Annotated in this window: 28 protein-coding genes, 2 tRNA genes and 1 pseudogene; 21 read left to right on the top strand and 10 right to left on the bottom strand. The window is 39.4% G+C overall.

What is annotated here, in order from left to right; translation table 11 throughout:
- Nucleotides 1-74 precede the first annotated feature (74 nt).
- The 20 genes and pseudogenes from ACYQ0N_RS07435 to ACYQ0N_RS07530 all read left to right on the top strand — a co-directional run.
- Nucleotides 75-722, top strand: a complete 648-nt coding sequence (locus ACYQ0N_RS07435) for a Rha family transcriptional regulator (RefSeq protein ID WP_460162349.1) — start codon at nucleotides 75-77, stop codon at nucleotides 720-722.
- 62 nt (nucleotides 723-784) lie between these two features.
- Entirely contained in the window at nucleotides 785-1,192 is a 408-nt protein-coding gene (locus ACYQ0N_RS07440; RefSeq protein WP_460162350.1) for a beta-sandwich lipoprotein, read from the top strand.
- A 74-nt stretch (nucleotides 1,193-1,266) separates the two neighbouring features.
- A complete protein-coding gene (locus ACYQ0N_RS07445; protein ID WP_460162351.1) occupies nucleotides 1,267-1,848 on the top strand; it encodes a hypothetical protein in 582 nt (193 codons plus the stop codon).
- Between the two features lie 21 nt (nucleotides 1,849-1,869).
- Nucleotides 1,870-2,793, top strand: a complete 924-nt coding sequence (locus ACYQ0N_RS07450; RefSeq protein ID WP_177531774.1) for a capsid protein — start codon at nucleotides 1,870-1,872, stop codon at nucleotides 2,791-2,793.
- A 12-nt stretch (nucleotides 2,794-2,805) separates the two neighbouring features.
- Nucleotides 2,806-3,024, top strand: coding sequence for a hypothetical protein (locus tag ACYQ0N_RS07455; protein ID WP_177531773.1), 219 nt, complete (start codon nucleotides 2,806-2,808; stop codon nucleotides 3,022-3,024).
- Nucleotides 3,021-3,398: a head-tail connector protein gene (locus tag ACYQ0N_RS07460; RefSeq protein ID WP_177531772.1), complete on the top strand. Its 378-nt coding sequence runs from the start codon at nucleotides 3,021-3,023 to the stop codon at nucleotides 3,396-3,398. The genes ACYQ0N_RS07455 and ACYQ0N_RS07460 overlap by 4 nt, the downstream gene beginning before the upstream one ends.
- 5 nt (nucleotides 3,399-3,403) lie before the next feature.
- Nucleotides 3,404-3,742, top strand: a complete 339-nt coding sequence (locus ACYQ0N_RS07465) for a hypothetical protein (protein ID WP_460161755.1) — start codon at nucleotides 3,404-3,406, stop codon at nucleotides 3,740-3,742.
- Nucleotides 3,742-4,167: a hypothetical protein gene (locus ACYQ0N_RS07470; protein ID WP_460161756.1), complete on the top strand. Its 426-nt coding sequence runs from the start codon at nucleotides 3,742-3,744 to the stop codon at nucleotides 4,165-4,167. The genes ACYQ0N_RS07465 and ACYQ0N_RS07470 overlap by 1 nt, the downstream gene beginning before the upstream one ends.
- 1 nt (nucleotide 4,168) lies before the next feature.
- Nucleotides 4,169-4,576 (top strand): minor capsid protein, encoded by a 408-nt coding sequence (locus ACYQ0N_RS07475; RefSeq protein ID WP_460161757.1) that lies wholly within the window; start codon nucleotides 4,169-4,171, stop codon nucleotides 4,574-4,576.
- Between the two features lie 5 nt (nucleotides 4,577-4,581).
- Nucleotides 4,582-5,064: a phage tail tube protein gene (locus ACYQ0N_RS07480; protein ID WP_460161758.1), complete on the top strand. Its 483-nt coding sequence runs from the start codon at nucleotides 4,582-4,584 to the stop codon at nucleotides 5,062-5,064.
- A 350-nt stretch (nucleotides 5,065-5,414) separates the two neighbouring features.
- Nucleotides 5,415-5,750, top strand: a complete 336-nt coding sequence (locus tag ACYQ0N_RS07485) for a hypothetical protein (protein ID WP_177531884.1) — start codon at nucleotides 5,415-5,417, stop codon at nucleotides 5,748-5,750.
- Nucleotides 5,722-6,090, top strand: a complete 369-nt coding sequence (locus tag ACYQ0N_RS07490; RefSeq protein WP_460162352.1) for a Gp15 family bacteriophage protein — start codon at nucleotides 5,722-5,724, stop codon at nucleotides 6,088-6,090. The genes ACYQ0N_RS07485 and ACYQ0N_RS07490 overlap by 29 nt, the downstream gene beginning before the upstream one ends.
- Nucleotides 6,091-6,105: 15 nt before the next feature.
- The gene (locus tag ACYQ0N_RS07495) at nucleotides 6,106-7,938 is read left to right on the top strand and encodes a phage tail family protein (protein ID WP_460162353.1); all 1,833 of its coding nucleotides are present in this window, start codon (nucleotides 6,106-6,108) and stop codon (nucleotides 7,936-7,938) included.
- A complete protein-coding gene (locus tag ACYQ0N_RS07500; protein ID WP_460161760.1) occupies nucleotides 7,920-8,744 on the top strand; it encodes a phage tail protein in 825 nt (274 codons plus the stop codon). The genes ACYQ0N_RS07495 and ACYQ0N_RS07500 overlap by 19 nt, the downstream gene beginning before the upstream one ends.
- 4 nt (nucleotides 8,745-8,748) lie before the next feature.
- Nucleotides 8,749-9,111 carry a DUF6711 family protein gene (locus ACYQ0N_RS07505; protein WP_460161761.1) on the top strand — a complete coding sequence of 121 codons (363 nt, stop codon included), beginning with the start codon at nucleotides 8,749-8,751 and terminating at the stop codon, nucleotides 9,109-9,111.
- A gap of 9 nt (nucleotides 9,112-9,120) precedes the next feature.
- Entirely contained in the window at nucleotides 9,121-11,349 is a 2,229-nt protein-coding gene (locus ACYQ0N_RS07510; RefSeq protein WP_460162354.1) for a leucine-rich repeat protein, read from the top strand.
- A 370-nt stretch (nucleotides 11,350-11,719) separates the two neighbouring features.
- Nucleotides 11,720-12,439, top strand: coding sequence for a hypothetical protein (locus tag ACYQ0N_RS07515; protein WP_460162355.1), 720 nt, complete (start codon nucleotides 11,720-11,722; stop codon nucleotides 12,437-12,439).
- A 10-nt stretch (nucleotides 12,440-12,449) separates the two neighbouring features.
- Complete coding sequence (locus ACYQ0N_RS07520; protein WP_460161764.1) at nucleotides 12,450-13,346, top strand: hypothetical protein; 897 nt, start codon at nucleotides 12,450-12,452, stop codon at nucleotides 13,344-13,346.
- Between the two features lie 14 nt (nucleotides 13,347-13,360).
- Nucleotides 13,361-13,816 carry a phage holin family protein gene (locus tag ACYQ0N_RS07525; RefSeq protein WP_460161765.1) on the top strand — a complete coding sequence of 152 codons (456 nt, stop codon included), beginning with the start codon at nucleotides 13,361-13,363 and terminating at the stop codon, nucleotides 13,814-13,816.
- A 426-nt stretch (nucleotides 13,817-14,242) separates the two neighbouring features.
- Nucleotides 14,243-14,995 (top strand): annotated as a pseudogene (locus tag ACYQ0N_RS07530) (N-acetylmuramoyl-L-alanine amidase); the annotation flags it as partial.
- Nucleotides 14,996-15,037: 42 nt separating this feature from the next.
- Here the strand turns inward: ACYQ0N_RS07530 and ACYQ0N_RS07535 are convergent.
- The 8 genes from ACYQ0N_RS07535 to ACYQ0N_RS07570 form a co-directional block, all read right to left on the bottom strand.
- On the bottom strand, nucleotides 15,038-15,235 hold the full coding sequence (locus tag ACYQ0N_RS07535) for a hypothetical protein (RefSeq protein ID WP_460162356.1): 198 nt from the start codon (nucleotides 15,233-15,235) through the stop codon (nucleotides 15,038-15,040).
- 72 nt (nucleotides 15,236-15,307) lie between these two features.
- Nucleotides 15,308-16,096, bottom strand: a complete 789-nt coding sequence (locus tag ACYQ0N_RS07540; RefSeq protein ID WP_460162357.1) for a DUF3037 domain-containing protein — start codon at nucleotides 16,094-16,096, stop codon at nucleotides 15,308-15,310.
- Nucleotides 16,093-16,881, bottom strand: a complete 789-nt coding sequence (locus tag ACYQ0N_RS07545; protein WP_460162358.1) for a HipA family kinase — start codon at nucleotides 16,879-16,881, stop codon at nucleotides 16,093-16,095. The genes ACYQ0N_RS07540 and ACYQ0N_RS07545 overlap by 4 nt, the downstream gene beginning before the upstream one ends.
- A 315-nt stretch (nucleotides 16,882-17,196) precedes the next feature.
- On the bottom strand, nucleotides 17,197-18,531 hold the full coding sequence (locus ACYQ0N_RS07550; RefSeq protein ID WP_460162359.1) for a GHKL domain-containing protein: 1,335 nt from the start codon (nucleotides 18,529-18,531) through the stop codon (nucleotides 17,197-17,199).
- A complete protein-coding gene (locus tag ACYQ0N_RS07555) occupies nucleotides 18,531-19,235 on the bottom strand; it encodes a LytR/AlgR family response regulator transcription factor (RefSeq protein WP_460162360.1) in 705 nt (234 codons plus the stop codon). The genes ACYQ0N_RS07550 and ACYQ0N_RS07555 overlap by 1 nt, the downstream gene beginning before the upstream one ends.
- Nucleotides 19,236-19,420: 185 nt before the next feature.
- Nucleotides 19,421-19,496, bottom strand: a tRNA-Thr gene (locus ACYQ0N_RS07560).
- A gap of 118 nt (nucleotides 19,497-19,614) precedes the next feature.
- Nucleotides 19,615-19,690 (bottom strand) — tRNA-Gln (locus ACYQ0N_RS07565).
- Between the two features lie 68 nt (nucleotides 19,691-19,758).
- Nucleotides 19,759-21,021, bottom strand: coding sequence for a DUF1015 domain-containing protein (locus ACYQ0N_RS07570; RefSeq protein WP_177533002.1), 1,263 nt, complete (start codon nucleotides 21,019-21,021; stop codon nucleotides 19,759-19,761).
- A 142-nt stretch (nucleotides 21,022-21,163) separates the two neighbouring features.
- On the opposite strand from ACYQ0N_RS07570, the gene ACYQ0N_RS07575 reads away from it, so the two are divergent.
- The gene (locus ACYQ0N_RS07575) at nucleotides 21,164-22,693 is read left to right on the top strand and encodes an oligosaccharide flippase family protein (RefSeq protein WP_460162361.1); all 1,530 of its coding nucleotides are present in this window, start codon (nucleotides 21,164-21,166) and stop codon (nucleotides 22,691-22,693) included.
- A 1-nt stretch (nucleotide 22,694) separates the two neighbouring features.
- On the opposite strand, the gene ACYQ0N_RS07580 is transcribed toward ACYQ0N_RS07575, so the two are convergent.
- Both ACYQ0N_RS07580 and ACYQ0N_RS07585 read right to left on the bottom strand, forming a co-directional pair.
- The gene (locus ACYQ0N_RS07580; protein ID WP_177533004.1) at nucleotides 22,695-23,366 is read right to left on the bottom strand and encodes a late competence development ComFB family protein; all 672 of its coding nucleotides are present in this window, start codon (nucleotides 23,364-23,366) and stop codon (nucleotides 22,695-22,697) included.
- Nucleotides 23,367-23,377: 11 nt separating this feature from the next.
- Nucleotides 23,378-24,133: a ParA family protein gene (locus ACYQ0N_RS07585; protein WP_177533005.1), complete on the bottom strand. Its 756-nt coding sequence runs from the start codon at nucleotides 24,131-24,133 to the stop codon at nucleotides 23,378-23,380.
- Between the last annotated feature and the right edge of the window lie 133 nt (nucleotides 24,134-24,266).

Genomic DNA, 24,266 nt, shown 5'->3' on the forward strand with positions numbered 1-24,266 from the left:
TACAAATCAGCGTATGCCTAAAGGTATGCGCTATTTTTATACCCAAAAATAAAATAACTGAAAGGATTATTACTATGTTAGTAGAAGTATCGAAAATCAACAAGCAGGAAGTAACTGTTGTAAGCAGTCTTGATGTAGCGGAGACGTTTGAGAAACGTCATGATGATGTGCTGAAATCTATTCGTAATCTTGGCTGTTCAGACAAATTCCGACTCCGCAATTTTGCGGAGTCGACATACATTAATGAGCAAGGCCGTAAACAGCCGTGCTATTACATGACAAAAAATGGATTCTCATTTTTGGTAATGGGCTACACAGGCAAAAAAGCTGACGCTTTTAAAGAGGCTTATATAAATCAGTTTGAAGTCATGGAAAATATTCTTAAGGGCAAGCTTATAGAACGAGAAAAGGGGATCGCAGTCAGGCAGTCGCTCACGAAAGCCTTGCAGCAGTCTACTGAAAACGAAAGAATGCACGGTCATGCGTATTCGACATATACAAACTGCATTTACAAGGTTTTGTTCGGCATGAACGCCAATAAGCTGAGAGAGCATTACGGTATACCCAAAAAAGATAATCTCCGCGATTGTTTTACAGCGGAACAGCTCAGAGATATAGAAAGCATGGAAATGCTCGTGTCGTCTTTGATTAATTGCGGCTGGGGTTACGACCGGATAAAAAGCTTCATAGAAGTAACGAATGTTAAGAAAATAGCTTGTTAAGCGTTTCGGCAATAGTCGGAGCGTTATTTTTATATATCACTAAAAAAGAAAGAGGTAGAATTATGAAAAGAAAATCAAAGAAAATACTTGCAGCCGTAATGGGGCTGACGTTGATGTCGGCATTGTCTGTCGGATGTCAAAGACAGTCTGAAAGAGTATCGTACAATATTTCAAAGCAAGCTGATAACTTTAACACAATTAGGCAAATAACCGTTATTAACTGCATTCAGGGCGATGTACTTTTTCAAATGACCGGAAAAATGTCCTTAAATGCGGATACCGCCGAAAATCAGCTAGAAATAATAGTTGAAGATGAAAACGGCACGTATAAAAAGCATTTTATAGGTCTTTCTGACAATGTAACTTATACGGTCGAAGATGTTACGGATAATTACGTTGATAATTACCACTATACGCTTAACTTCAATCCGAATATGTGGATTCCGGTAAGCTTTGAAACTATTGATTAAGCGCTTTTATGAGCGCTTTTTTCATGCCCTGAGCACGGCATAAAACTGCTTAAATATTTTTTGGAGGTAATGTTATGGCAGAAGAAGCTAACGTAAACAATCAGAATCAAGGGCAGAATCAAAATGCCGGCAATTCCGATCCGCAGTCCGTTCCTGCCCGCGAAATTGACTATGGCAAAATCGCCGAAATTGTTGCAAACGGCACAGAACAGAAGGAATCGGAAATACTCAGAAATTATTTTAAACGTCAGGGATTGTCTCAGGAGGAAATGTCAGCCGCGATCAACGCCTATAAGGAGGAAAAGGCAAAGAATACTCCCGATTTGAATGAAATCCAGTCGCAGCTTGCACAGGCGCAGAAAGCCGCCTTGACGGCAGAGATTCAGCGAGCCGGCGCTCTGGAAGCCATTACAATGGGAATTGACGTAAAGACGGCGCCGTATATTCTTAAAATGGCGGATATGAGCGGAGTTACCGGAGAAGACGGAAAGATCAATCAGGAGGCGTTGAAAAACGCTATAGCAAAGGTATTAGAAGACATACCCCAGTTAAAGCCGCAGGCCGGCGGAGCTAAAGGCTTTAAATTCGGGGCCGATGGAGATTCCGGAGACAATAACGCGAACAACGACGCTCTTAAAGCGGCGTTCGGGCTTTAATACAAAGAAAGGATGATATAAATGGCAGTATATGATTACGCGACGACCTTTACAGGCTTGCTTCAGGAGAAATATTCAAAGGAGCTTTGCTCAGACGCACTGACTAAGAGCAATATGCAGGTGCAGTTTATCAATGCTCAGACTATCAAGCTTCCAAGAATGACGCTTAGCGGTTACAAGGATCACTCGAGAACGCCGGGCTTTAATTCCGGTACTATGTCAAACGATTGGGAGCCTAAAAAGCTTGAGCATGACAGAGATATAGAGTTTTTCATCGATCCGATGGATATCGACGAAACTAATCTCACGCTTTCAGTTGCAAATATTCAGAACACATTTGAGACTGAGCGTGCTATTCCCGAAAAGGACAGCTATCGTTTTTCTAAGCTTTTTGCGGAGCTTACAACTTACGGCGGAAATATCGACGCTACCGTTTTGACAGCGGCTAATATACTTGATAAATTTGACGATATGATGACCGCAATGGACGAGGCGGCAGTGCCGGAGGAGGGTAGAATTCTGTACGCAACTCCGACTGTCAAAAAACTTCTTAAACGCGCGGAAGGTATTCAGCGTAATATCGATGTGAGCAGCCAGTCGGGAATTGACAGGCGGGTGCATAGTCTTGATAACGTTGAAATAAAAAGCGTTCCATCCGCCAGAATGAAAACGCAGTACAATTTTACGGACGGCTGTACTCCGGCAGACGGGGCAAGACAAATAAACTTTATTCTTATTCATCCATCCTGCGTTGTTTGTAGGGATAAGTACAGCTATATCAAGCTTTTTACTCCTGGAACAGACAGCAGGACCGCAGACGGTTATTTGTATCAGAACCGCAATTACGGGGATCTGTTTTTGCTTGAGATGAAAAAAGACGGTTGTGCAATGAACGTAGAGCCGGCAACTGTTGAGGAAGAGAATACGGAACAGGAAAGCGTATAAGGAGATGATAAAATGAAAGCGATAAAAGGAAACAAGGTATACGATATAACCGAACAGGAAAAGCAGTCGTACATAAGCCGCGGCTTTGATATACAAGACGAAGACGGAAATATAGTTTCCTACGGCAAAGGCAAAAGCGTACCGTTCAGCGAATATGAAAAGGTAAGATCAGAGCTTGAAAAGCTGAAAACCGAACGTGAAACGAAGCCGCCTAAAAAGGAAAACAAATGATGTACGCAGACAGTGCATATTACGCCGACGTCTACGGCGGTACGACAATACCGGAAGAATCTCGTAATAAATACCTCGGTTTTGCATCAAGACACGTTGATTCCCTGACCTACAACAGGATAGTGGGCCGGGGATTTTCTGAGCTTACGCCTTTTCAGCAGAACATTATCCGCGAAGTGGTTTGTCTGCAAGCGGATTTTGAATATGAAAACGCTGACGAAATCGGTAGTATACTTTCCGGCTATAGTATCAACGGGGTATCGGCTCAGTTTGGAAGCTCGTGGAACGTTTACACGGATAAAGGGGTAGCAATAAGGAGCGATGTTTACGCGCTGCTGTCCCAGACAGGTCTGTGCTGCAGATTAATGAGGTGATTAAATTGAAATATCCGTGTCTTGTGCCGAAAAGACTGTGCAGAACTCCCGTTATCGTTGAAATAGAACAGGAAGGGCTTAATAAATACGGAGAGCCGAATAAAAGCGTTGTTATAAAAGAAATGTGCAATTATCAGGATAGCGGCCAAACAATTCTCACCGCTGAAAAAAAGCTTATACAACTTTCCGGTACAGTTCTTTTCACCGGCGATATAGCGCCTGAAATACCGAATATAACAGGCGGTACGGTAACGGTAAACGGAAGTTTAAGGCGTATTTTTAAAGGACAAAAGGCGAGAAATCCTGACGGCTCCGTAAATTATACAAGATTGGATCTGATATAATGCAAAAAAATGTAAGCTGTAATATAAAGCTGAATGAAACAGCTATTAAACAGCTTGAACGCGCGCAGATAACGGCTCTTGAAAAAACTGCCGAATTTATCCACACCGATGTTGTGCAATCGCAGACGATACCGTTCGACGTGCCGACGGAAAAAGAAAAAGCGGCGGGCAAGACAACCGCCGGAACATTACAGAACGAAAAGCATTTTATCGATTCGACACAAAGTAAAATAGGTAAGGTATTCGTCTGCGTTGAGGGACCCTACGCCCGACGGCTGTATTTTCACCCTGAATATAATTTTGATAAGGGCGAAAATCCCTATGCCGGCGGAAAATGGTTTGAGCCTTACAAGGACGGAGGGAAAAAGAATTTAAAGGTCAGGGCGGCGTTTAAGCAATTTTATAAACGGGAAACGGGGGTATGAAATGCTTTATCTGTCTGATATACGCGATTTTATCGGAACAATGGGAATAACTGACGACGAAAAGGTTTATAGCGGCAAAATGCCGGATAAGAACTTCAAGAGTATAGGAGTTTATAATCTGAAACGTTCTCGTCCGCCGAATATACCGGCGGGAGGATTGAAAAACAGCAGCTATGGCGTAAGGTCCGTTTCTCTGCTTTGCCATTGGAATAAAAGCCAGCGTGAAACAGAGCGCGCCGCTCAGCGGCTGTGGAATGAGCTTTACAGTACGAGAAATTCGGTAATAAACGGAAACAGAATACTGTTCGTAATGCTGTTGCTCGATGAGCCTGTATCGGTTGATACGGATGAAAACGGCATATATGAATATGTAATTGAATGCGATTTTTATTATGAAAGGAAGGAATGATTAATATGGCTGGAGAATCAGTTAAATATACCTCCGGAGTTCACGCAAATTATGATATTGCCTTTAGAATAGATACGGCGGGGTTAAATTTCACGGACGGTCAGGCAATGCCTAAAAGCCCTAAAACCATAAGCGACGCCGAAGGGCTTTCCATAAGCATTGACGGAGGAGTCGAGGAATGGAATCCGATGGACGGCGAAGGTTGGACTAAAAGACTTGTAACAGCTAAATCCATTACCATTTCAATGACCGCGAAAAGAAACAGCGGCGACCCGGGAAACGATTATATAGCCGGCTTATTTATGAAAACGGGCAACGATTGTTATTCGTTTTTTGATATAATTTTCCCCAACGGCGACGAGCTGGGGATTCCGTGCGTTGTTAATGTAACGTCTCTCGGCGGCGACAGTACGGCAATAGACGCTATGGAGTTTGAAATTTTAAGTCACGGAAAGCCGGAGTATATAAAGGGATCGGCTTCGGTATAAATTGACAAAAAAAGACACCTGTGGTATAATAACCGTGCGGGTGTCTGCATAAAACGGTAGGCGGTTCAATTCTTCCTCCAGTATTGGAGGTGAGTTACTATGGGCATAATGGAAATACTTACTTTATTACTTGTAATTATTGAAATAGTTAAGCTTGGTAACAATAATAAAAGAAAATAACCGCCCCACTCCTACATAGGGCGATTATTATTTACGCTGTATTCGGAGGTGAACCGCTTATCGCAGACGCCCCTTTTCATTTATTATTATACCACAATTTAATAAAAAGTCAAGCGTTTCGTAGAGGAACGCTTTTTTCATGCTTAAATTTAAGAAAGAGGTAAATAAAAATGATTGATATTTCAAAAAAAATTACAAACGAGCTTCCCGTTATCAAGATAAGCGAAAACCTTATTGTTTCTGTAAACAACAGAAAAAGCAATGTGCTTACAGTTCAAGCAATGATAGCGGAATCGGAAAACGCTGAAAAAAGCGGCAAAAAAGCCGATGAGTTTAAATTCATGGATACCGTTCTGAGAACGCTTACAAATTCGAAAACTGTCGACGAGATTAATAGTCTTGATCTTCCTTTGCCGGAGTATAAGACGATATTCAACGCCGTAATGGCCGCGTGCTCCGGTCAGACGCTTGAAGAGTTTGAGGAAAGCCAGAAACGATTTCAATAATAAAACAGAATATTGGTACGACTTATTTGACGATTGGGGGCTTATAGAAGCGTCGTTTGCCGCTCAGTATAACATACGACTGAGAAATGAGGGAAACATGTCCTGGCCTGAATTCTGCGCTTTACTGTCCGGTATCATGCCGGACACTCCGCTGGGGCAGATCGTTTCAATACGTTCTGAAAAGGACCCGAAAATTATAAAGGGATTTAATAAGGAGCAAAAGAAAATACGCTCCGATTGGCAAAAGAGAAAATCAAAGCAAAGAAAAATGGACAAAGGAACTTATGCTAAGTACTGGGCCAGTTTTCAGGAAATGGCAAAAGCGGCCTTTTCTAAATAGAAAGGAGGTATCTGATTGGGAACTAATGTGGGTATTATCGACCTGGGATTATCCATTAATAAACGAATGTTTAACAAGCAGTTAAGCAGGATAGCGGGAAGCGCTAAAAGCAGCGTTATGTCAGCGTTTAAGCCTCTCGGAAAGATGATAGGAACTGCTCTTGGAACTGCCGCCGTCGCAGGATTTACGAAATCCTGTCTTTCCTTAGGCTCCGACCTTGAAGAGGTACAAAACGTTGTAGACGTAACCTTTAAGTCTATGAGCTCGGGGATTAACAGCTTCGCTCAAACCGCAATAACCCAGTTCGGACTGTCAGAAACCGCCTCCAAGAAGTATGCGGGAACGTTCGGCGCAATGTCAAAGGCTATGGGACTTTCAGAATCGGCCGCATACGAAATGTCTACGGCCGTTACAGGGCTTACCGGAGACGTTGCGTCGTTTTTCAATCTTTCGGCTGATGAAGCGTATACAAAGCTCAAATCAATATGGACGGGCGAAACGGAAACGCTTAAAGACTTAGGCGTCGTTATGACGCAGACCGCACTTGATAATTACGCCTTGAACAACGGCTTCGGCAAGACCACCAAGAACATGACGGAACAGGAGAAGCTTATGCTGAGATACCGATATGTCATGTCGTCGCTGTCTGACGCTCAAGGCGACTTCGCCCGTACTCAGGACAGTTGGGCAAACCAAACAAGGGTACTAAGCCTACGGTTTGAAAGCTTAAAGGCGACGCTTGGGCAGGGCTTTATAAACGTTTTTACTCCCATTTTAAAGGGATTAAATATGCTTCTCGGCAAACTGCAAACAGTGGCTAACGCGTTTAAAAGCTTCACTAACGGACTTATGAATAAGGACGGTATAGAATCGGCGTTGTCGGGCGGTACCACAGAAGCGGCGTCGTTGGGCGCGGGAATAGCCGATGCCGGAGACGAAGCGGTAACGGCGGCTAAGAAAGCCAAAAAAGCTTTAGCCGGTTTTGACGAGATAAACACGTTAAGCTTCGGCGATTCCGAAGACAGTACGGCTTCAGATGTCGGAGCTGGTTCCGGCAGTATTGATTTAAGCGGTATCAACGAGGCGAACAGCGCCGTTGACAGTATGGCTGAAAATATGGGGAAAAAATTCAGAGACATATTCAGCAAAATGAAAACGGCCTTAGACCCCGTATTAAATTCTCTATCACGCCTTAAGGAAGCGCTGAATCCTCTTAAAGATTTCAGTTTTGGCGCTATAGAAAGCTTTTATCAAAAAGTACTTAAACCAACAGGTAAATGGACGCTTGGAAAAGGAATACCAGGCTTTATAGATTGTCTTACTAAGCTTGTGAAAAGTATTGATTACGATAAAATAAGTGGAGCATTAGATGATTTGTGGGATTCATTAACCCCGTTTGCATTAAACGTAGGCGAAGGACTTCTTTGGTTTTTCCAAAATGTTCTCACGCCGTTAGGTACATGGACAGCAAATGAACTCCTTCCGGCTTTTCTTGGTATACTGGCTGGCGTTTTTGATGTGCTGAATACCGCTATAGAAGCGTTAAAGCCTATGGGGGAGTGGCTTTTTGACAATTTGCTTAGGCCTATTGCTGAGTGGACCGGCGGTATAATAATAGACGTTTTAACCGGAATATCTGACGGCTTGACTAAATTAAGCGACTGGATATCAGAACATCAAACGCTTTTTGAGGTTTTTGTGACTATGATAAGCGCTCTCGGTATTGCCTTTGCAATAGCCTCTAAAATTATTGCCGTAGTAACGCTGTTAAAGCTTTTTCGGCCGCCGGAGGTATCGCGACAGCAGTTCAGAATGCATGGAACGCTTCAATGCTGGCAAATCCGATAACATGGGTTGTCGCAGGAATCGCGGCGCTCATCGCTATTATAATCTTATGCGTAAAGCATTGGGAGGATATAAAAGAAGTCGGTGCGGCAGCATGGGAACACATAAAAAATGCGTGGAATGCAGCGGGTGATTTTTTCAGCGGGCTATGGTCCGGTATAAAAAATCTGGCTTCAACTTGCTGGGACGGAATAAAATCAGTGTGGAACAGCGTTTCCAACTGGTTTAGTGATCACATAATAAATCCGATTGCAAATTTCTTTGGCGGGCTTTGGACAGGAATAAAAACCGGAGCAAGTACTTTAGCTACATTTATGAAAGAAAAGGTTATCGACCCCATAGTGAATTTATTCAAGGGGATGTATAACGGAGTAGTTGGAATAATAGAGGGAATAGTGAACGGATTCATTGGAATCATCAACGGATTTATCAGAGGCATAAACAGTGTAATAGGAGCAATAAACGGCATACCTGGCGTGGAGCTAGGATTACTCGGTGAAATGGAATCCGTATCGATTCCGCGCTTAGCCAAAGGCGGACTTGCATATCAGCCGACGCTTGCAATGGTAGGAGACAACAAAAACGCCCGGACGGATCCGGAGGTTATTTCGCCTCTGTCAAAGCTGCAAGGAATCATATCCCAAAGCGGCGGAAACGGCAACGACCGTATATACGAACTGCTGATGAAAATATACGAGCTGCTCAGACAGCTTGACCTTGTCGCGCAGTTCAATATTGACGGGCGTATGCTCGAGGAGGTAATCATACAGCTTATGAATAAAAACTCATTTATAACAAACGGAAGGTGATGGGATGAATTTAATTAAAATCGGGAGCTATAATACGCCGCCGCCTGTATCATATTCTGTTACGGCTTCCGATCTTGACAGCTCTGAAAGCGGCAGAAGCGAATCGGGGTATATGTCAAGAGAGCGTATAAGAGGCGGCGTTAAAAAACTAAACGCGACATGGAGGGTTACAACAGACGAGCTGCTGGCGCTTACCTCCGCTATTTCAGCGCCGGCGTTGAACGTTACCTTTTTCTTTCCTGCAAACGGTTATTATGCTGAAAACGTAACTATGTATGCAGGGGACAGATCGCTTAATCTGATAACAAATATTGACGGGGAAAATGCGGCTCAATGGGAATTCAGCGTTAATTTTATCGAATATTAAGGAGGTTTTATGTATAAGGTAAGCGACGAATGCAGAGCGATTCTGAACAGTCCCGACAGAACTACAGATTTTTACTGTCAGGTTACATTTCCCGGCGGAAGCTTAAGGAGAATAGGCAGCGAGAATATAAAAAGCGGTACTGCCTATGTAAAAAGCAAGTGCGTAAGCGGCTCGGATTTCGAGCTGGGCGCCGTATGCATAGGAGAATTCGGCGTATCTCTTTTAGACGACAATATTGACAGCGGGAATTATCAGGGGGCGGTTATTCGCCCCTTTTGCTGCGTAAGACTTTCCGACGGTACTTTTGAAGAGATTCCCATGGGAGTTTTCAACGTTACCGAAATAAGCGTTCCGGATAGCCGCACTACAAAGCTGGTATGCTATGACGACATGGTCAAGTTTGACAAGGATTTTATTCCGCCGTACGGGGACGGTTCCGTGTTTGATATTCCGGTTACATTGTGGCTCGGGCATATAGGCAATAACTGCGGCGTCGCCGTATCGGAGGAAAGCTTATACAATATTTCCGGTATGAGCAACGGCGGCAGGACAATGGGTTTTGCGACAGCCGCCCCGTGCAACAAGGATATTAAAACTTTTCGCGACGTTCTGACAATGATAACGCAGCTTTTATGCGCATGCGCGGTCATAAACAGAAAAGGCGAGCTTGAAATCATTAACTTTGACCGCAGATATTCCGAGGCGTATCCGGATTATGCAAGAATAATAAACGGCAGTCAAAGAAAATCCGCAGCCATAAAGAATAAAAAACTTTATGACGCCGTTTCCGTTTCGCTAACCGGACTTACAGGCGACAAATACAAGCATATATATCCGCCTGAATCCACGTCTGCAAATACGCTTGCCATTGACGACAATCCCATATTGCGGCTTAGTGAAATTAACGTTGTGGAGGAATATTTAAAGGAAATAGCCGACCGTCTTTTTATGCTGACTTATTACGGAGCGGAAGCGGAAATATTCGGTGATCCCACAATAGACGCAGGCGACCATATTCTTTTGACGGGAGGCGTAGCGGGGCAGGGTGTACGAATATTAGTCACAAAAAACGACTGGACTTACAGAGGCTCCCATAAAATAACCAGCGACGCCAGCATGATACAGGCGAAATCCCGGAAAAATACTACCTCGTCAGGAAGCGGAGGAGATACTCCGATTTATACCGATCTGCGTAATCAGTATATTTACAGACTTCCTCCGGTTTTTGCCGGAACTCATCAGAAACGGCTCTGCCGTATCAGCTTTCAACCTAAGGAATACGGTTCTCCGGTAGAAATTACGGGGCAGATATGTATTGATATGATTCAGCCCGGCACGGTGACTGTAAATAATTCTATTAACGGATACGACACTAAAATTGCGGTTCAGCAGTATCTTTGCAAGGGACTGCATACGCTTGATATATCCCTTCCTGTCAATACTTCGGAAATTAAAACTTATACTGTTAATTTTTACATACAATGCAGCCACGGACACGGAGAAAGTATAAGCGAGGACTATACAAGAGCTAACGCTTATATAGCGGTAAGTGGGCGCTTTGACGAGCCGAAATTTGAAAGCTTCAGCAGTTGTATAACTACTGTCAGCTATATTGGAACGGCAGCCGCCGGAATACCGGTAATAGATTCGGAGAGTACTTGCAAAGGCGTGGTAGAGTGGGGAGACGGTACGTCGGAGGAATATTCTCCGGCTAAGTCTTACAGCCATACCTACAATGAAATCGGTGATTATACTATGACGGTAGACTGCTATATGGAGAAATTTGTATGCACGGGAAGCGTTTCGTCCATATTGCTTGCCGATTCTGTCAGATCGGTAGACGACGGGGCGTTTGCACAGCAAAATCAACTTCATTTCGTATATATACCGCCTCGTGTAAAGAGCATAGGAAATTATGCTTTTTCCGGAACCATACTTAAAAGCGTATATATTTCTAATGATTGCGAATATTTTCTGGCTTCGTTTCCGGAGGACTGCGCCGTTAGGTTTTATCCGTATATTAACAATGACGGGGAAGGAAAGGATAAAAGCGGAGAATATACGCAAGATACTCAAGCAAAGGTTTGGGTGATACTTCACAGCTTAAACAAAAAGCCGTCGGTTACAGTCATAGACGATACCGGGGCGGTTGTTCTCTGCGATATAGAGTATACGAATGAAAATACCGTCACCCTTAGGTTTTCCGAGCCTACGGCGGGAACGGTTTATTTAAATTAACGCTTGACATATTTTATGAAAAATTGTATAATAATAAAAAAGGGCATACCGATAGACGGTCGCTCCCATAATGCTGAGTTATAAAAATAACCGCCTATGTGAGAGTATGGCGGTTATTTCCTTTTATTATGAAACACAGTATAAATTAACGCTGTATATGTAGTCATAAAGGCCGCAAACTGAAGCAGTTCGCTCCATGACACATAATTCATAATTATCACTCCCTTCCGGGAGCAGGATTGACCGCCTACCGTTTTAGGTATGCCTTGATACAAATTATACAATATTATGCCATAAAAGTCAATATTTTACAAAGCGTTCCGTAAGGGGCGCATTTTTTATGCCCAAATTTAAGAAAAGAGGTTTTATTATGAGTGTAAAAGCGAAAACTGGAATTGATTTATGTAACAATCAGCTGCTGAACGCGGTACTGGAAAACAAAGCAATGTCGTCCGCTCCGGATTCTCCCGTTGCGGGAAGCTTTTTCTGGGACACAACGAACAACTGCCTTAAAATTTACAACGGCTCCGACTGGATAAATTACAACCCGCTTGACGCATTTGAATTTTCAAGTACTTCAAGCGGAGTTTTAACCGTATTGAAAAAGAAAAACAGCAGCCTTTCGCCATCTGTTCAGAGTATTAAAGTAATTGACCCGAATGCGTTTGAAGAGGCGGGAGCGGCCGCCCAGGCTTACGCAAGCGCAAGATCGTATACGGACGAAAAGGTTTCCGCACTGCTTGGCGGCGCGCCATCGGAGGCTCTCGACACCATATTCGAGCTTGCGCAGGCGGTGGAGGATAACAAGGACCTTATAGAAAGCCTGCAGTCTCTTGTTACAAACGGAGTACACAAGGCTAAAATACTATGCCCTGCTCTTACGCCTGCAAGCGGCGTATGTACTTGGGCGTGCAATCACGGTTTATCGCTTGCTGGAAACGATACCGCCGTACTATGCGACGTGTATACGTCAAGCGGTGAAAAGGTGATGTGCGATATCACGATAAACAGCAGATCAAACGTAATAATCAAAATATCAAGCGACACTACGATAACGGCAGGCTCTTATTACGCTGTCGTCGTAGGATAAGGAGGAGCTTATGAAAAATCTTTCCCCGATAAATGAAAGCAAAGACGCTGTAACCAAGGAGTATGTTGATAACAAGAACTTTGCCGGCAGTACAACGCCGGGCGGGGCGGCTGCAAGCGCAGAAAAACTTACAAAAAGCGTAGGCTCACCGACAGTTCCGATTTATCTTGATAATGGCGTGCCTATGGTAAGCAAGTATACTTTAGGCAGTATGGCGGCTAAGAATGCAGATGATTATTCCAAGGCAAATCATACCCATGATTATCTGCCTCTAAGCGGCGGAACTATGAATCCTGATTCGGAGATAGTCATACCCTACGGAGCGACGGGAAGAGCCGCGGGACTCGGAAGAAACGGAATGAGGGTATATACCACAAGCAACGGGTCTCCTTGGGCTTCGGGAGTGAGCTTTTATAAGACCGATAAGGAAACCTCGCTTGGAGCAATAGGAGCATACGGACGCACCGACACCCTGGAGTATTACTATATAGGCAGTTATCAGAATCCGGTAGTAAAGATAACGCCCGATGGAAAAATAACTACGGCGGCAGGCGGAAATCTTTTGTATGACGGCTCTATTCTGAGTACGAGCGGAGAAGCTTCAATCTCAGGATTAGCCGACTACTCTGTAGTCTTGATAAATTTAAACGGATCCGCAAGTACCGGCTTTAAATATGGAGTATCGTCGATGATACCGATATCGTATTTATCGAAATCCGCCGATAACATATATCGCATATACGGCGGAATCCCGTCCTCTTCGTATATCACATCAAGCGGTCCGCAGGCCGCTAAGGATATGGGAGGCTATATAACGGCTTCTATGCCGGACAAGAACACGCTGGAGCTTGCTATGGATTCAAGCGGTTCCGCAATAGGAAGCGTACAGATATATTCAATAATTTAAAGGGGGCTAATGTAATGAACGATAAGATAAAATACATACTTTCCGTTATCGGAGGGTTTATAGCGACGGCCACAAAGCAATACGGGCTTATACTTCTTTTTGTGGTGATAGGAATAGTATTCGATTTCGTTACGGGACTGGTCAAAAGCAAAATAACGGGCGTTCCCTGGTCAAGTAAAAGAGGCTTTATCGGCTTCTGGAAAAAGATATCGCTTCTCGCGGCGTTGTTTTTCGGGGTATTTCTGGACTACTTCATACCCATGTCTCTTGAAAAAATAGTATCTGTCGAAGTACCCTTTGCTTTGCCCTTCGGTTTAATCATCGGAAGCTACATAGTGCTTAACGAATGCATATCTATATGCGAGAATCTCTACGAATGCAACCCGGATATTATTCCGAAATGGATAGCTAATTTATTAAAGAACGCTAAAGGGAAAATAAATGAGGATAAAAACGGCCAAGACGGTTGACACATACGGTTAATTGTTGTATAATAATAAAAAAGGGGCATACCGATAGACGGTCGCTCCCAATAAGTAAGTTAAGTAAATAACCGTCTTAGTTTGGTAGCTGAGGGCGGTTATTTCCTTTTATTATGAAACACAGTATAAATTAACGCTGTGTATGTAGTCAGAAAGGCCGCAAACTGAAGCAGTTCGCTCCATGACACATAATTCATAATTATCACTCCCTTCCGGGAGCAGGATTGACCGCCTACCGTTTCAGGTATGCCTTGATACAAATTATACAATATTATATAATAAAAGTCAATATTTTACAAAGCGTTCCGTAAGGAGCGCATTTTTTATATCCAAATTTAAGAAAAGAGGTTTTATTATGAGTAAAAAAGTATTTATAGGAGTAGGACATGGTGGTAAGGATCCAGGAGCTCCGATTATATGACAGAAAAAGAATATAACTTAAAGACCGCTAAGCTTGTAGCGCAGTATCTCAAAGAGGCGGGAGTGGAATACAAGCTGTCGAGAACTGCGGATGTAGATACCGATATGGACAGCAAGGTCGCAATGTGCAACGCGTACAATCCCGATCTTGTAATAGACGTTCATTACAACGCGGGAGGCGGAACGGGCTTTGAGGTATATTACAGCCATGTAGGCGGTACTTCAAAAACGCTTGCCGAAAACATCAATACTGAAATGAAAAAGCTTATGAAAAGCAGAGGAGTAAAGACAAAGCTTAATTCTATCGGAAGAGACTACTTCGCAATAATCAGGCTGACCGACGCTCCGGCCGTTTTGCTGGAGGGCGGATTTGTAGACACCAAATCGGACGCAGACTATATCAAGGCAAATTACAGTAAGATAGCAAGAGCTTATGCGGACGGTATTCTGAAAACTCTGGGAATAACGGTTAAGACTGACAGTGTTTCGGCTGATAAGCCTGTACTGGACAAAACGGGCTATAAGAAGGGCGACAGCACTATCGGCGTGCTTTCCCTTAAAGAGCTGCTGCTCCTTGCGAAAAAGGCCGGAATAAATAAGTATGGAATGGATAAAAACATATGGTTTGGAGACGGAACTCTGAACGCAGTGAATTATCTATTAGGGCAATGGGGTTATAAACAAAACGGGATTGCCGGACAGAATTTTATAAAAAGACTGCATACGGAGCTTGAAAAGAAGATGTAATAAGTTAAATCCCCTCGGACTTAATTGTCTGAGGGGATTTTTTTATACTTTGGAAATATCTATATTTTTCTTTGAAGAACTAGGGGTTTTATACTTTGTAATACTAGTTTTTCTTTGCGAAAAATATAGTATTCTTTCTTGAAAATACGTGTCATCTTCCCATCCGCATTCATCACAAATATAAGCTCCGAAATAAGAATTAAATCCTATTACTTTTCCACATTTAGGACATACTTTCATTGTAATACCTCCATTAACCTAAAACATCCATTATAAGTAACGCCGTCAAAAGGTATTTGAGTTACCTTATGTTTAGCTAAAATATTCTTTGCTAAATTCCTGCGTACTTACAAATTTTTCAATTAATGATAATCCTGCTTCAAAATCGAATATATTATCGGAAGACTTTTTTAATATATCTATACAAGTTTTTACATTTGCATTATATTCCTCATTGCCATTAAAATCCTGAGAATATATAATTATAGTTTTTAAGTTTTTAGGTGTATTTTCGCAATTCCATGCCCAGGCTTTTATATCATTCATCATATGATTGATGGATTTATTTTTAAAGTTAAAAAACTTGATTCCATAATTATTAAAAATTATATCATACGTAATTTGATCTCCAAAGTTTCCCTTTATTTTTTTATTTTGTTTATATGATTTGTGACTAGATTCTAAGATTTTCTTTATCAACTGTTTTTGTTCCAGTTCAGATAATCTATTATTTTTTTCATAGTCATATTTTAAATATAATTTAGTAATATCATCTATGGTTTTAGCTAAATCAGTAAAAGCTATTTTAATGGGTTTACTAAAATGAAACTCATTCATATAATATTTTGTAAAATCATTAATGTTGAATTTTTTATCCTCGTTATATAGTGAAAGCTGTATATCATTTTTAATGGATGATATAAGAAATTTTAATGCGTTTATATCTAATTCATCATCAAAACTTTTAATTCTACTAAATTTTTTTATACTGTGAAATTCTTGAAAATTATCAGATGAGAATAAGACTCCTATGTTTACATGTTCTCCAGCCACTAAAATAGGGGTATATCTTAGTACGGAGTATTCCAGACATTTACTCATCTCAATCTCTTCCTTTCTTCTATAATCATGCTCACAGTTTCATCTATATGTTCAACTCTATATATTAAATATTTAATATCCAACTCATCCACATATTTAATCCAAGATGATGGCAATGAACTTATTATATCATTTATTATTGATTCAGTCAACTTTAATTTGATTAAACGAGTAAATCTATGTGTATTTTCATTGTTAAAGTTTATAATTTCAAAAAGAGATTTATACGTATAATCGTTATATTCTAATATATCTGTATCTAAGTAATCAGAATTTTTCATTCCTTGTATAAATGTATTCTTATCCCAAATAGATTGATTTTTGAAAACATGGCTATGATCAATTGCTAACATTTTTATATCTTTTGATATAGTGATTAGAATATTACCTTCATGTCTATCTTTATTATATATTAAATGATCAAAAATTATTAATTTATTAAATTGTTCTTTATTTACCACTGATGATATTTTTGAAGGAGAAAAAGGCACAGCCTTATTTATAAATTTAGAATAAAAACATAAGCCATAATTACTGTCAGATACATTAATATTACTTGGTATTGAACATTCAGGTGTAAACTCACAAATTCCATAGCCAGGTGTATCAAGCCCTAATATTTCAGCTAATTTATACGAAATAAATTCATTTATTAATATTAAATTACCTTCTGGGTTATTTGGATATTTGAGAATAGCATAATCACCGTTACTAAGTACACAAAAAAATGGGGATGTTGCAGTGTTTTCAGAATAACATTTTATAACTTGTTTTACGATTAACATATTTGAAAATCCTCATATGGTAAAATGTGACATAATCTATTATAATATTACTATAAATTTATAAAAAAATCAATAGTTAATGAAAAAATAATAACACTCGTACTGATAAAATTTAGATAAATACGGAATTCAAGCTGCATCAATAGCATATAAAAAAAGCCGAGTCCAATAACGAACTCAGCAATCACCACTTTGTACAATCAAAAAAATTGTATCAGCAGTATATAAAACTAACAATTTAATTATACCACATTTTTTTTGATTTTACAAGAGGTTTTATAAGGTGGTATTATATGTGGATTTATTCACCGTATATCACTCTTCCGGTCTAAGCCATACTCGCGCTACGAAACGGTTATTTTCCTCTGTAAATTCAGCGTTGCCGTTATACTTTTCAGCTCGTCTTTTAACGCTTTTGATACCAAGCCCATGATTTTTGACGTCGGTCTTGCTTGTTTTAAGGCGACTATTATGTGCTAATACTGATTTTTCTATGGGGTTTGATATTTCAACCGAGTATGCTCCGCCAAACACATCAAGTTTTATTATAATCTCGTAGTCTTTAAAGCTGTCGGTATACGCTTCTGTGGCATTGTCGAGGAGATTACCGATAATAGTACAAATATCTATGATGTCAACATTTTGAAAGCCTTCTGTTTTGCTAAAATCGCTGCTTGCGTGGCATTTTATATTTATCTTATCATAACATTCAGCATATTTTTGCTGAATGATTGCGTTAATATAAGCATTTTTCACACCTGTATATACCACACGGCCGCTATGTATTCTATTAACCAACTGTGAATAATGCTCACGTATCTTATCATACTCTTTATGGTCTAAAAGACTGGTTGTTGTTACAGCAACATTTTCAATGTCATGCTTAATACTCCGTATCTCTTCTTCTCTTTTTATATACTCGTCAAGATTCTTTTTCATCGCCTTATTTTCAAACTGGTAAAATTTTATTTCCTCAGATTTCTGCTTATTTTGGGCAGAACGAAATATCCCGTACAGAGAAAGCCCATTAATCACTAACGCGATAAGAGAAGCAAACGTCATGATTAAAGGCTTATAATGGCTTACGTTTTGCTGAAAAACATATAACCCCATTGCAAACGAGGCTGTGCATATAAAAAGCAGAGCTATCCACTCCGCAGAGCCGAAACTAAAGTCGGCGTTACGTAGATTTTTACGATACCATCTGTAAAAGCCGTATGAGGCAAGCGCAAACAGCAGCTTTGTTATAACTAAAATAGCTATACGTACCGCGCCTTGTATGTAAACGGCAGCGTGCAATCCGTTACCGTCAAGAAAACTATTAAACGCCATCATAACGGGGATGTTTATAAGAAATATCATATAATTATTTATAAATATTATATAAAATTTGAAAAATAGATTTCCTTTCAAAAAAAGTACTGCAAATATCATACTTATAATAAGTTGTGATATACCCGGAAGCGTTTCCGAAACTTTTGCCGGCAAATAATTTGCTAAAAAAGCAATATTTATGAAAGAAACAAGCGTATAAACTATATATTTTAAGTACTTATGTCCGGGGCTTTTATAGCCCAATACCATTGTTGTAAAGCCTGTGATGATAACTGCTTCAGCCAGACTGGCTGAGTGTTCTATCAAGCTCCACATTATCTAAACCTTTGCCCCCTTAAGTAAATACATTTTTTTAATATGTTTTCCTTTTTTGATTGGCTGTACTTAAGCGTTTCTCCTGTTGTCAGGTACACAACATCTTTTAAATCCGCAATAAACCTATAATTTACCATTAAGCTACGGCTTAAAGTAACAAACTTATCAAAACGCGAATCTATCTGTAGATTACTTAAAGTATTTCGGTCGTTGTAAATCCCAGATTCTGTGTGAAATAAAGCCTCGTGGTTTTTCATTTCGATGTATACGATGTCAGAAATTCGTACACTTATATTTTTCGTGTCATAGGTCTGTTTTGCTATTTTTTCTTCCTCTAATAAAAAATCAAAGGCGTTGTATAGTTTTGTTTCTCCGGCGCTTTTATATATGTAGGCGCACAGGTCATACTCGACGGCTACATCGCCGCAAGTCTCATTACTGCTTAAAAACATCACGGGTAAATCCGGACAAATTTTTCGGATGTCCTTAACTAATTCTATCCCCGAATATCCGGGCATCTCAATGTCTAATACGGCTACGTCTATTTTATATTTTTGTGTTTCTATGTCTGCCATTAGATCGTGTCCGTTAAGATACTTTATTATTTGACAGGTCATCCCACGGTCATAATAGTAATAATCCTTGATCGTCTTTTCAAAATAGTCGAGAAAAAATTGCTCATCGTCGCAGATTGCTATTAACATATATCCTCCTTTCTTGTTTTAAAATTATAGCAAAAAAGTCGAATCATGTCCAGAGGTAAGTTGTGCTAAGAATTTTTGCGCTATACGTATAAATAGGTTTTGCATACTGCAATCAAATTGCAATCAAGGCATAAAAATACACCGCCTGCAATTGCTTGCAAACGGCGTAAAATGGGGGATTATCCTGGAGCTGCTAACCAGATTCGAACTGGTGACCTCGTCCTTACCAAGGACGTGCTCTGCCTACTGAGCCATAGCAGCAATAATATAAAAACCTAATATATTATACATTATTCCGCAGAAAAAGTCAATACCTAAACTGCGGAAAATGTAAAAAAATAGAAAGAGGAGGATAAAAATATAAATACAATTTACATTTTGGTTGGGATAGGTGGATTCGAACCACCGGAATGACGGAGTCAAAGTCCGCTGCCTTACCACTTGGCTATATCCCATAATCCACAACCACATAATTATAACATATATTTAGATAAAAATCAATACATTTTTATATATTAAAATTTTAAAAAATAATTTTCCTACATTCAATATAAAAACGTTTATCTTCTGCGCGTCCCATAGAAAAAGTTTTTCTTGGAAGGGAGCCGTCTTTTATAACTGTTGGAAATAAATCTGATTTTTTCATATCAGGAAGTATAAAACCTATAGCGTCTTTCTTTTTAGAAGTCAGGCTTTTTATTGTATCTTTTCCATGAATATAATCTAATTTCCCATTATTACTTTTCAAATAAGAATCTAAAAAATTTTGCAGACTTCCTACGGTTAGGTTAGATGTTTTTTTATGAATATAAACCGTATGCTCTGAGATTCCATTAAAATAACTAAAGCATTGATCTGATTTTTCTTTATTAGATAATCCTAAAGCTTTGTTCATAGAAGAAATCAAATTTGATACGTCTGTATTATAAACTAAACGATGAATGGCTTCAAATTCAAGTGCGCTGCTATGAAGATTTACGATTTCACAAAGCGCGTATCGGGAAGGATGATTGCTAAAATCAATTTCGGGATGACTTTTTTTAAGATTTTCATAATAAGTTTTAGCGGTTGCCAATGAATGATTTCCATCGCCCATTGCATATAAAAGTACGTTACCGCTTCCGTATTTTTCTTTAAATTTTTCTTTGTTTCCCAGATTTTCAAGACCGTTCTGAAAATTATTTATCATTTTGCCATTCATTAAATATCCATTAATATGACCGCTTCCGCCATAAAGATCAAAATCATAAATAAGACGCATATTCTTTTTCAAATAAGAAAGATTTTCAACAATGGATTTATTTTCGTCGTCTATAAGAATCATTATGTGCGGTAATTCCAACGAAGCGCCTTCACGAACCCTGATCCTTGGTGGAATCCTTTCAATCACAGTTGCCTCAGTAGCTCTGATCTCAGATTGGCTGTTTTTAGAATAGTCATATTCCTCAAGATCAATCATTCCAATAACTCCGCGTCTGATTTTTCCGTTGCTTTGTGTTCTCTCCACATAAATCATGGAATCCTTTAATTCCTCAAATACATCGGATTCTAAATATTCATTCATTGTTTTATGAATTTCTTCTATTCTTTTATCAATGTCAGGAGATTCAAGATAAACTTCCGGAAGTACAAGATTAAGCGCGGACTTTGAATCTCCAATTAGTTCATAAAGCTTATTCCAATATTCCGGTTCGCTTGTATATTGATCACACGCTATAACTGACCATTTTTTCATATCTGTATTTTTAGGTATAAGGATATCTGCCGGTTTAAAAGCTGTAGGCATAATTAAAACACTCCATATAAATATTGAATATAATTATAGCATCTGACGTTTATATTGTCAAGGCGGACAAAATAACATATTTTTTATTATGAATTAATAAAATGTAAAAAGACAAATATAAAATATAAACAGGAGGAACCAAATGAACAGGAATAAAATTGTAAAAGATACTATTTTCCTGACGGCGGTAGATTTTGCAATGCAGGGACTTGCGCTTATGCTTAACGTATTTATAACCAGAAAGCTCGGATCAGCGGCCGTAGGAGCAATCTCGCTGATGGGTACCTTTTTTTGCTTTACAGCTATAATTTCAAGCGGTAATGTTTATCTTTGCTCCAGCCGTTTAATTTCCGAGGAAATCGGAAAACAAAACGGAAATCCAAATAGAATTTACAGATATGCGCTTTTATATTCTCTCCCGCTTTGTATAATAGTTTCAGGAGGAATGTTTATATTTTCAGGTTCAGTTGCCGGTGAAATACTTAAGACTCCGGAACTTGAATTACCGATACGAATGATGACTTTTATTCTTCCGATCAATACAATTAGCTGCTGCCTAAGGGGATATTTCAGCGCATACAGGAACGTAAGCGCGGGAGCCGTAAGTTCAGGCGTTGAATTTCTTGTAAAATCCGGAATGTTTGCAATGTTTGCTGAATTTTATGTATACAGCGGAAAAATAAGCGTATTTACGGCTTTTGCCGTAAGTATGCTGGCAGGACAGGTAGCCGGATTATTATATTTAACAATATATCATATGAAATTCAGAAAGAAATACAATTCAAAATCTTCCATAGGATTTAAATGCTTTGTTCTTACTTCAATTCCGATAATGCTAAACAGTATTGTCACATCGGTTTTAAGCAGTGTAAATGACGCTCTTGTTCCGCTTACGCTCAAGCAATACGGCAATTCAACCGAACAGGCGTTAAGTCAGTTCGGTATATTTGAAGCAATAATTATACCTGCGTTGTTTTTTCCGTCAGGTATATTATGCAGTTTGTCGGCTATTTTAATACCCGAGTTATCGAGGGAAAGGGGAGCGTCTAATACCCAAAAAACCGTTCGACTGACAAATAAAGTACTCCGTCAGACGTTCAGTTTTTCAATATTCGCAGCAGCAGTCTTTCTTTATTATGGCAGAGAAATAGGTTTGCTGATGAGCGGTGAAGAATTTGCGGGTAGAATTATAAGAATACTGGCTCCTGCCGTTCCTTTTATATATCTTGAAATAATTCTTGAAGGAATTTTAAAAGGTATGGGGAGGCATAGTTTTTCATCACTTAATTATCTTGTTGAATACACAATAAGAATATCTGTTCTTTTAATATGCGTACCTCTTCTTGGATTTTATGGAATTGTAATATCATACCTTGCAAGTAATATAATATGCAACACTTCGAGAATATTAAAAATAATAAGTATAACCGGAATAAAGTTCAGCTTTTCAGATAATATAATAATTCCTTTAATATCGGCGGTTTGTTCTATGCAAACGGTTTCATTATTAGAAAAACCAGTTCATTTTGAAAGGCTAAATATAGCGATAGAACCGGTAGTATTTACAATAGCAGCAGGTTTATTATATATTATTATACAAAATGTTATACATAAAATTACAGGTAACGGATTTGAAATTGATTCATCGGAAATACCTGTAAAGCAACAATGAATCAGTGAAGCGGGCTGATCATAAGCTTAAGAATTGACTGAATGATGGCTGATCTGATATGTGAATCGTCAGATTCTTCTATTATTTTATCACGTTCAATAGTTTTAACGGCAATGTATTTGGCGGGCAGTTCATTAAGAGCTACCGCCATAACAGTGAACCTGCATCCATTACAATGACAGCAATTAAATTTTTGAAATATTTCGTCAAAACGTTTATTCATAAGCTCTTCATTTATATTTATAACAGCATATTCGTCTTCTTTTTTTCTTGTTGTTCTTGTTTTTTTAGTTTTTTCTTCTGAAACTTCCGAAGACTTAGCGGAATTCCTTACTCTTTTCTTAGGTTTTTCTTCTACAGATTCATCTTTATTTTCCGATTCTTCAGCTACATCTGCCGATTTGGGTTTTGCTGCTGCCCGCGAAGACTTTTTTGCTTTTGAAGCAGTAACTTTACTATCTTCTTTAAGTTCAGTTTCTTTTGATGCCCGTGATTTTGAAGCTGACGTTTTGGACTGCGCGGTTTTTTTATCTGCTGTTGATTTAGTGCGCGTTGATTTTTTAGGTGCTTCCTCTTCAATATCATCGTCATTATTTTTCTGATTTAAAGAAGGCATGATCTTATTAAACATATCTTCTTTGCTGATATCCTGTTTAGTTTTTCTTGTCGCCATTGATACACCTCTTAATTATAGTTTAATATTTCATTGGAAAGCTTAAGGTAGTCTCTGACTCCTGCGGTTTTCGGAGCATATTCAAATATACTGCACTGCAGCGACTGCGCTTCTGACAGCGCAGCGCTGTTTCTTATATAAGTTTTAAAAATGGGGATTTTAAAGTTTTCGGCAACCATTTTAGCAGTACCAACCGATTCTCGGTGAAGCTTTGACAGACGATTGTATTTATTTATAAGAATACCGGCAACCTCAAGATCCGGATTACATGCTTTCTTGACATATTCAATTGTTTCATAAACCTGAACAAGCCCCTGAAGGCTGAATATATCGGGAAGCATGGGCAGAATTACATATTGGCTTGCCGAAAGCGCATTGACGGTCAAAAACCCGAGACCGGGTGGAGAATCTATAAAAATATAATCATAATCATTTTCTATAACCTGCAAAACGTTTTTAAGTATGAATTCTCTGTTTTGTCCGGTAAATTCAAGCTCAGCGCCCGTTAAAAGAATATTTGAGGGGATTATATCGGTCATTGATTTTTTCTGAATGCATCGTTGAACACGTACACTTCCGGTAATGGCGTCAAAAATAGTCGGCGAGCCGCTGTCCGCTCCTGTACTGAATGAAAGATTACCCTGTGGATCCATATCTACTGCAAGAACTCTAAATCCTCGTTTGGAAAAGGAAGATGCCAAAGCGTTTACAGTAGTAGTTTTTCCGACTCCGCCTTTTTGAGTAATAATAGCATAAATTCTGCTCAAAACCCAATCTCCCTTCAATTTTTATATTAAAGAATAAATCATTGTTTATTATATCAGAAATAAACATTTTTTTCAACTATAAGTCGAATTTATTTATTTTTTTAATAATGATTTTACTGTTTAATATCTGAAA

Source organism: Ruminococcus sporogenes (assembly GCF_054655175.1).

Coding starts and splice junctions, on each gene's coding strand:
- ACYQ0N_RS07435 (WP_460162349.1), top strand. CDS start 75: ATGTTAGTAGAAGTATCGAAAATCAACAAGCAGGAAGTAACTGTTGTA.
- ACYQ0N_RS07440 (WP_460162350.1), top strand. CDS start 785: ATGAAAAGAAAATCAAAGAAAATACTTGCAGCCGTAATGGGGCTGACG.
- ACYQ0N_RS07445 (WP_460162351.1), top strand. CDS start 1,267: ATGGCAGAAGAAGCTAACGTAAACAATCAGAATCAAGGGCAGAATCAA.
- ACYQ0N_RS07450 (WP_177531774.1), top strand. CDS start 1,870: ATGGCAGTATATGATTACGCGACGACCTTTACAGGCTTGCTTCAGGAG.
- ACYQ0N_RS07455 (WP_177531773.1), top strand. CDS start 2,806: ATGAAAGCGATAAAAGGAAACAAGGTATACGATATAACCGAACAGGAA.
- ACYQ0N_RS07460 (WP_177531772.1), top strand. CDS start 3,021: ATGATGTACGCAGACAGTGCATATTACGCCGACGTCTACGGCGGTACG.
- ACYQ0N_RS07470 (WP_460161756.1), top strand. CDS start 3,742: ATGCAAAAAAATGTAAGCTGTAATATAAAGCTGAATGAAACAGCTATT.
- ACYQ0N_RS07475 (WP_460161757.1), top strand. CDS start 4,169: ATGCTTTATCTGTCTGATATACGCGATTTTATCGGAACAATGGGAATA.
- ACYQ0N_RS07480 (WP_460161758.1), top strand. CDS start 4,582: ATGGCTGGAGAATCAGTTAAATATACCTCCGGAGTTCACGCAAATTAT.
- ACYQ0N_RS07485 (WP_177531884.1), top strand. CDS start 5,415: ATGATTGATATTTCAAAAAAAATTACAAACGAGCTTCCCGTTATCAAG.
- ACYQ0N_RS07500 (WP_460161760.1), top strand. CDS start 7,920: ATGCTGGCAAATCCGATAACATGGGTTGTCGCAGGAATCGCGGCGCTC.
- ACYQ0N_RS07505 (WP_460161761.1), top strand. CDS start 8,749: ATGAATTTAATTAAAATCGGGAGCTATAATACGCCGCCGCCTGTATCA.
- ACYQ0N_RS07510 (WP_460162354.1), top strand. CDS start 9,121: ATGTATAAGGTAAGCGACGAATGCAGAGCGATTCTGAACAGTCCCGAC.
- ACYQ0N_RS07515 (WP_460162355.1), top strand. CDS start 11,720: ATGAGTGTAAAAGCGAAAACTGGAATTGATTTATGTAACAATCAGCTG.
- ACYQ0N_RS07520 (WP_460161764.1), top strand. CDS start 12,450: ATGAAAAATCTTTCCCCGATAAATGAAAGCAAAGACGCTGTAACCAAG.
- ACYQ0N_RS07525 (WP_460161765.1), top strand. CDS start 13,361: ATGAACGATAAGATAAAATACATACTTTCCGTTATCGGAGGGTTTATA.
- ACYQ0N_RS07535 (WP_460162356.1), bottom strand. CDS start 15,235: ATGAAAGTATGTCCTAAATGTGGAAAAGTAATAGGATTTAATTCTTAT.
- ACYQ0N_RS07540 (WP_460162357.1), bottom strand. CDS start 16,096: ATGAGTAAATGTCTGGAATACTCCGTACTAAGATATACCCCTATTTTA.
- ACYQ0N_RS07545 (WP_460162358.1), bottom strand. CDS start 16,881: ATGTTAATCGTAAAACAAGTTATAAAATGTTATTCTGAAAACACTGCA.
- ACYQ0N_RS07550 (WP_460162359.1), bottom strand. CDS start 18,531: ATGTGGAGCTTGATAGAACACTCAGCCAGTCTGGCTGAAGCAGTTATC.
- ACYQ0N_RS07555 (WP_460162360.1), bottom strand. CDS start 19,235: ATGTTAATAGCAATCTGCGACGATGAGCAATTTTTTCTCGACTATTTT.
- ACYQ0N_RS07570 (WP_177533002.1), bottom strand. CDS start 21,021: ATGCCTACAGCTTTTAAACCGGCAGATATCCTTATACCTAAAAATACA.
- ACYQ0N_RS07575 (WP_460162361.1), top strand. CDS start 21,164: ATGAACAGGAATAAAATTGTAAAAGATACTATTTTCCTGACGGCGGTA.
- ACYQ0N_RS07580 (WP_177533004.1), bottom strand. CDS start 23,366: ATGGCGACAAGAAAAACTAAACAGGATATCAGCAAAGAAGATATGTTT.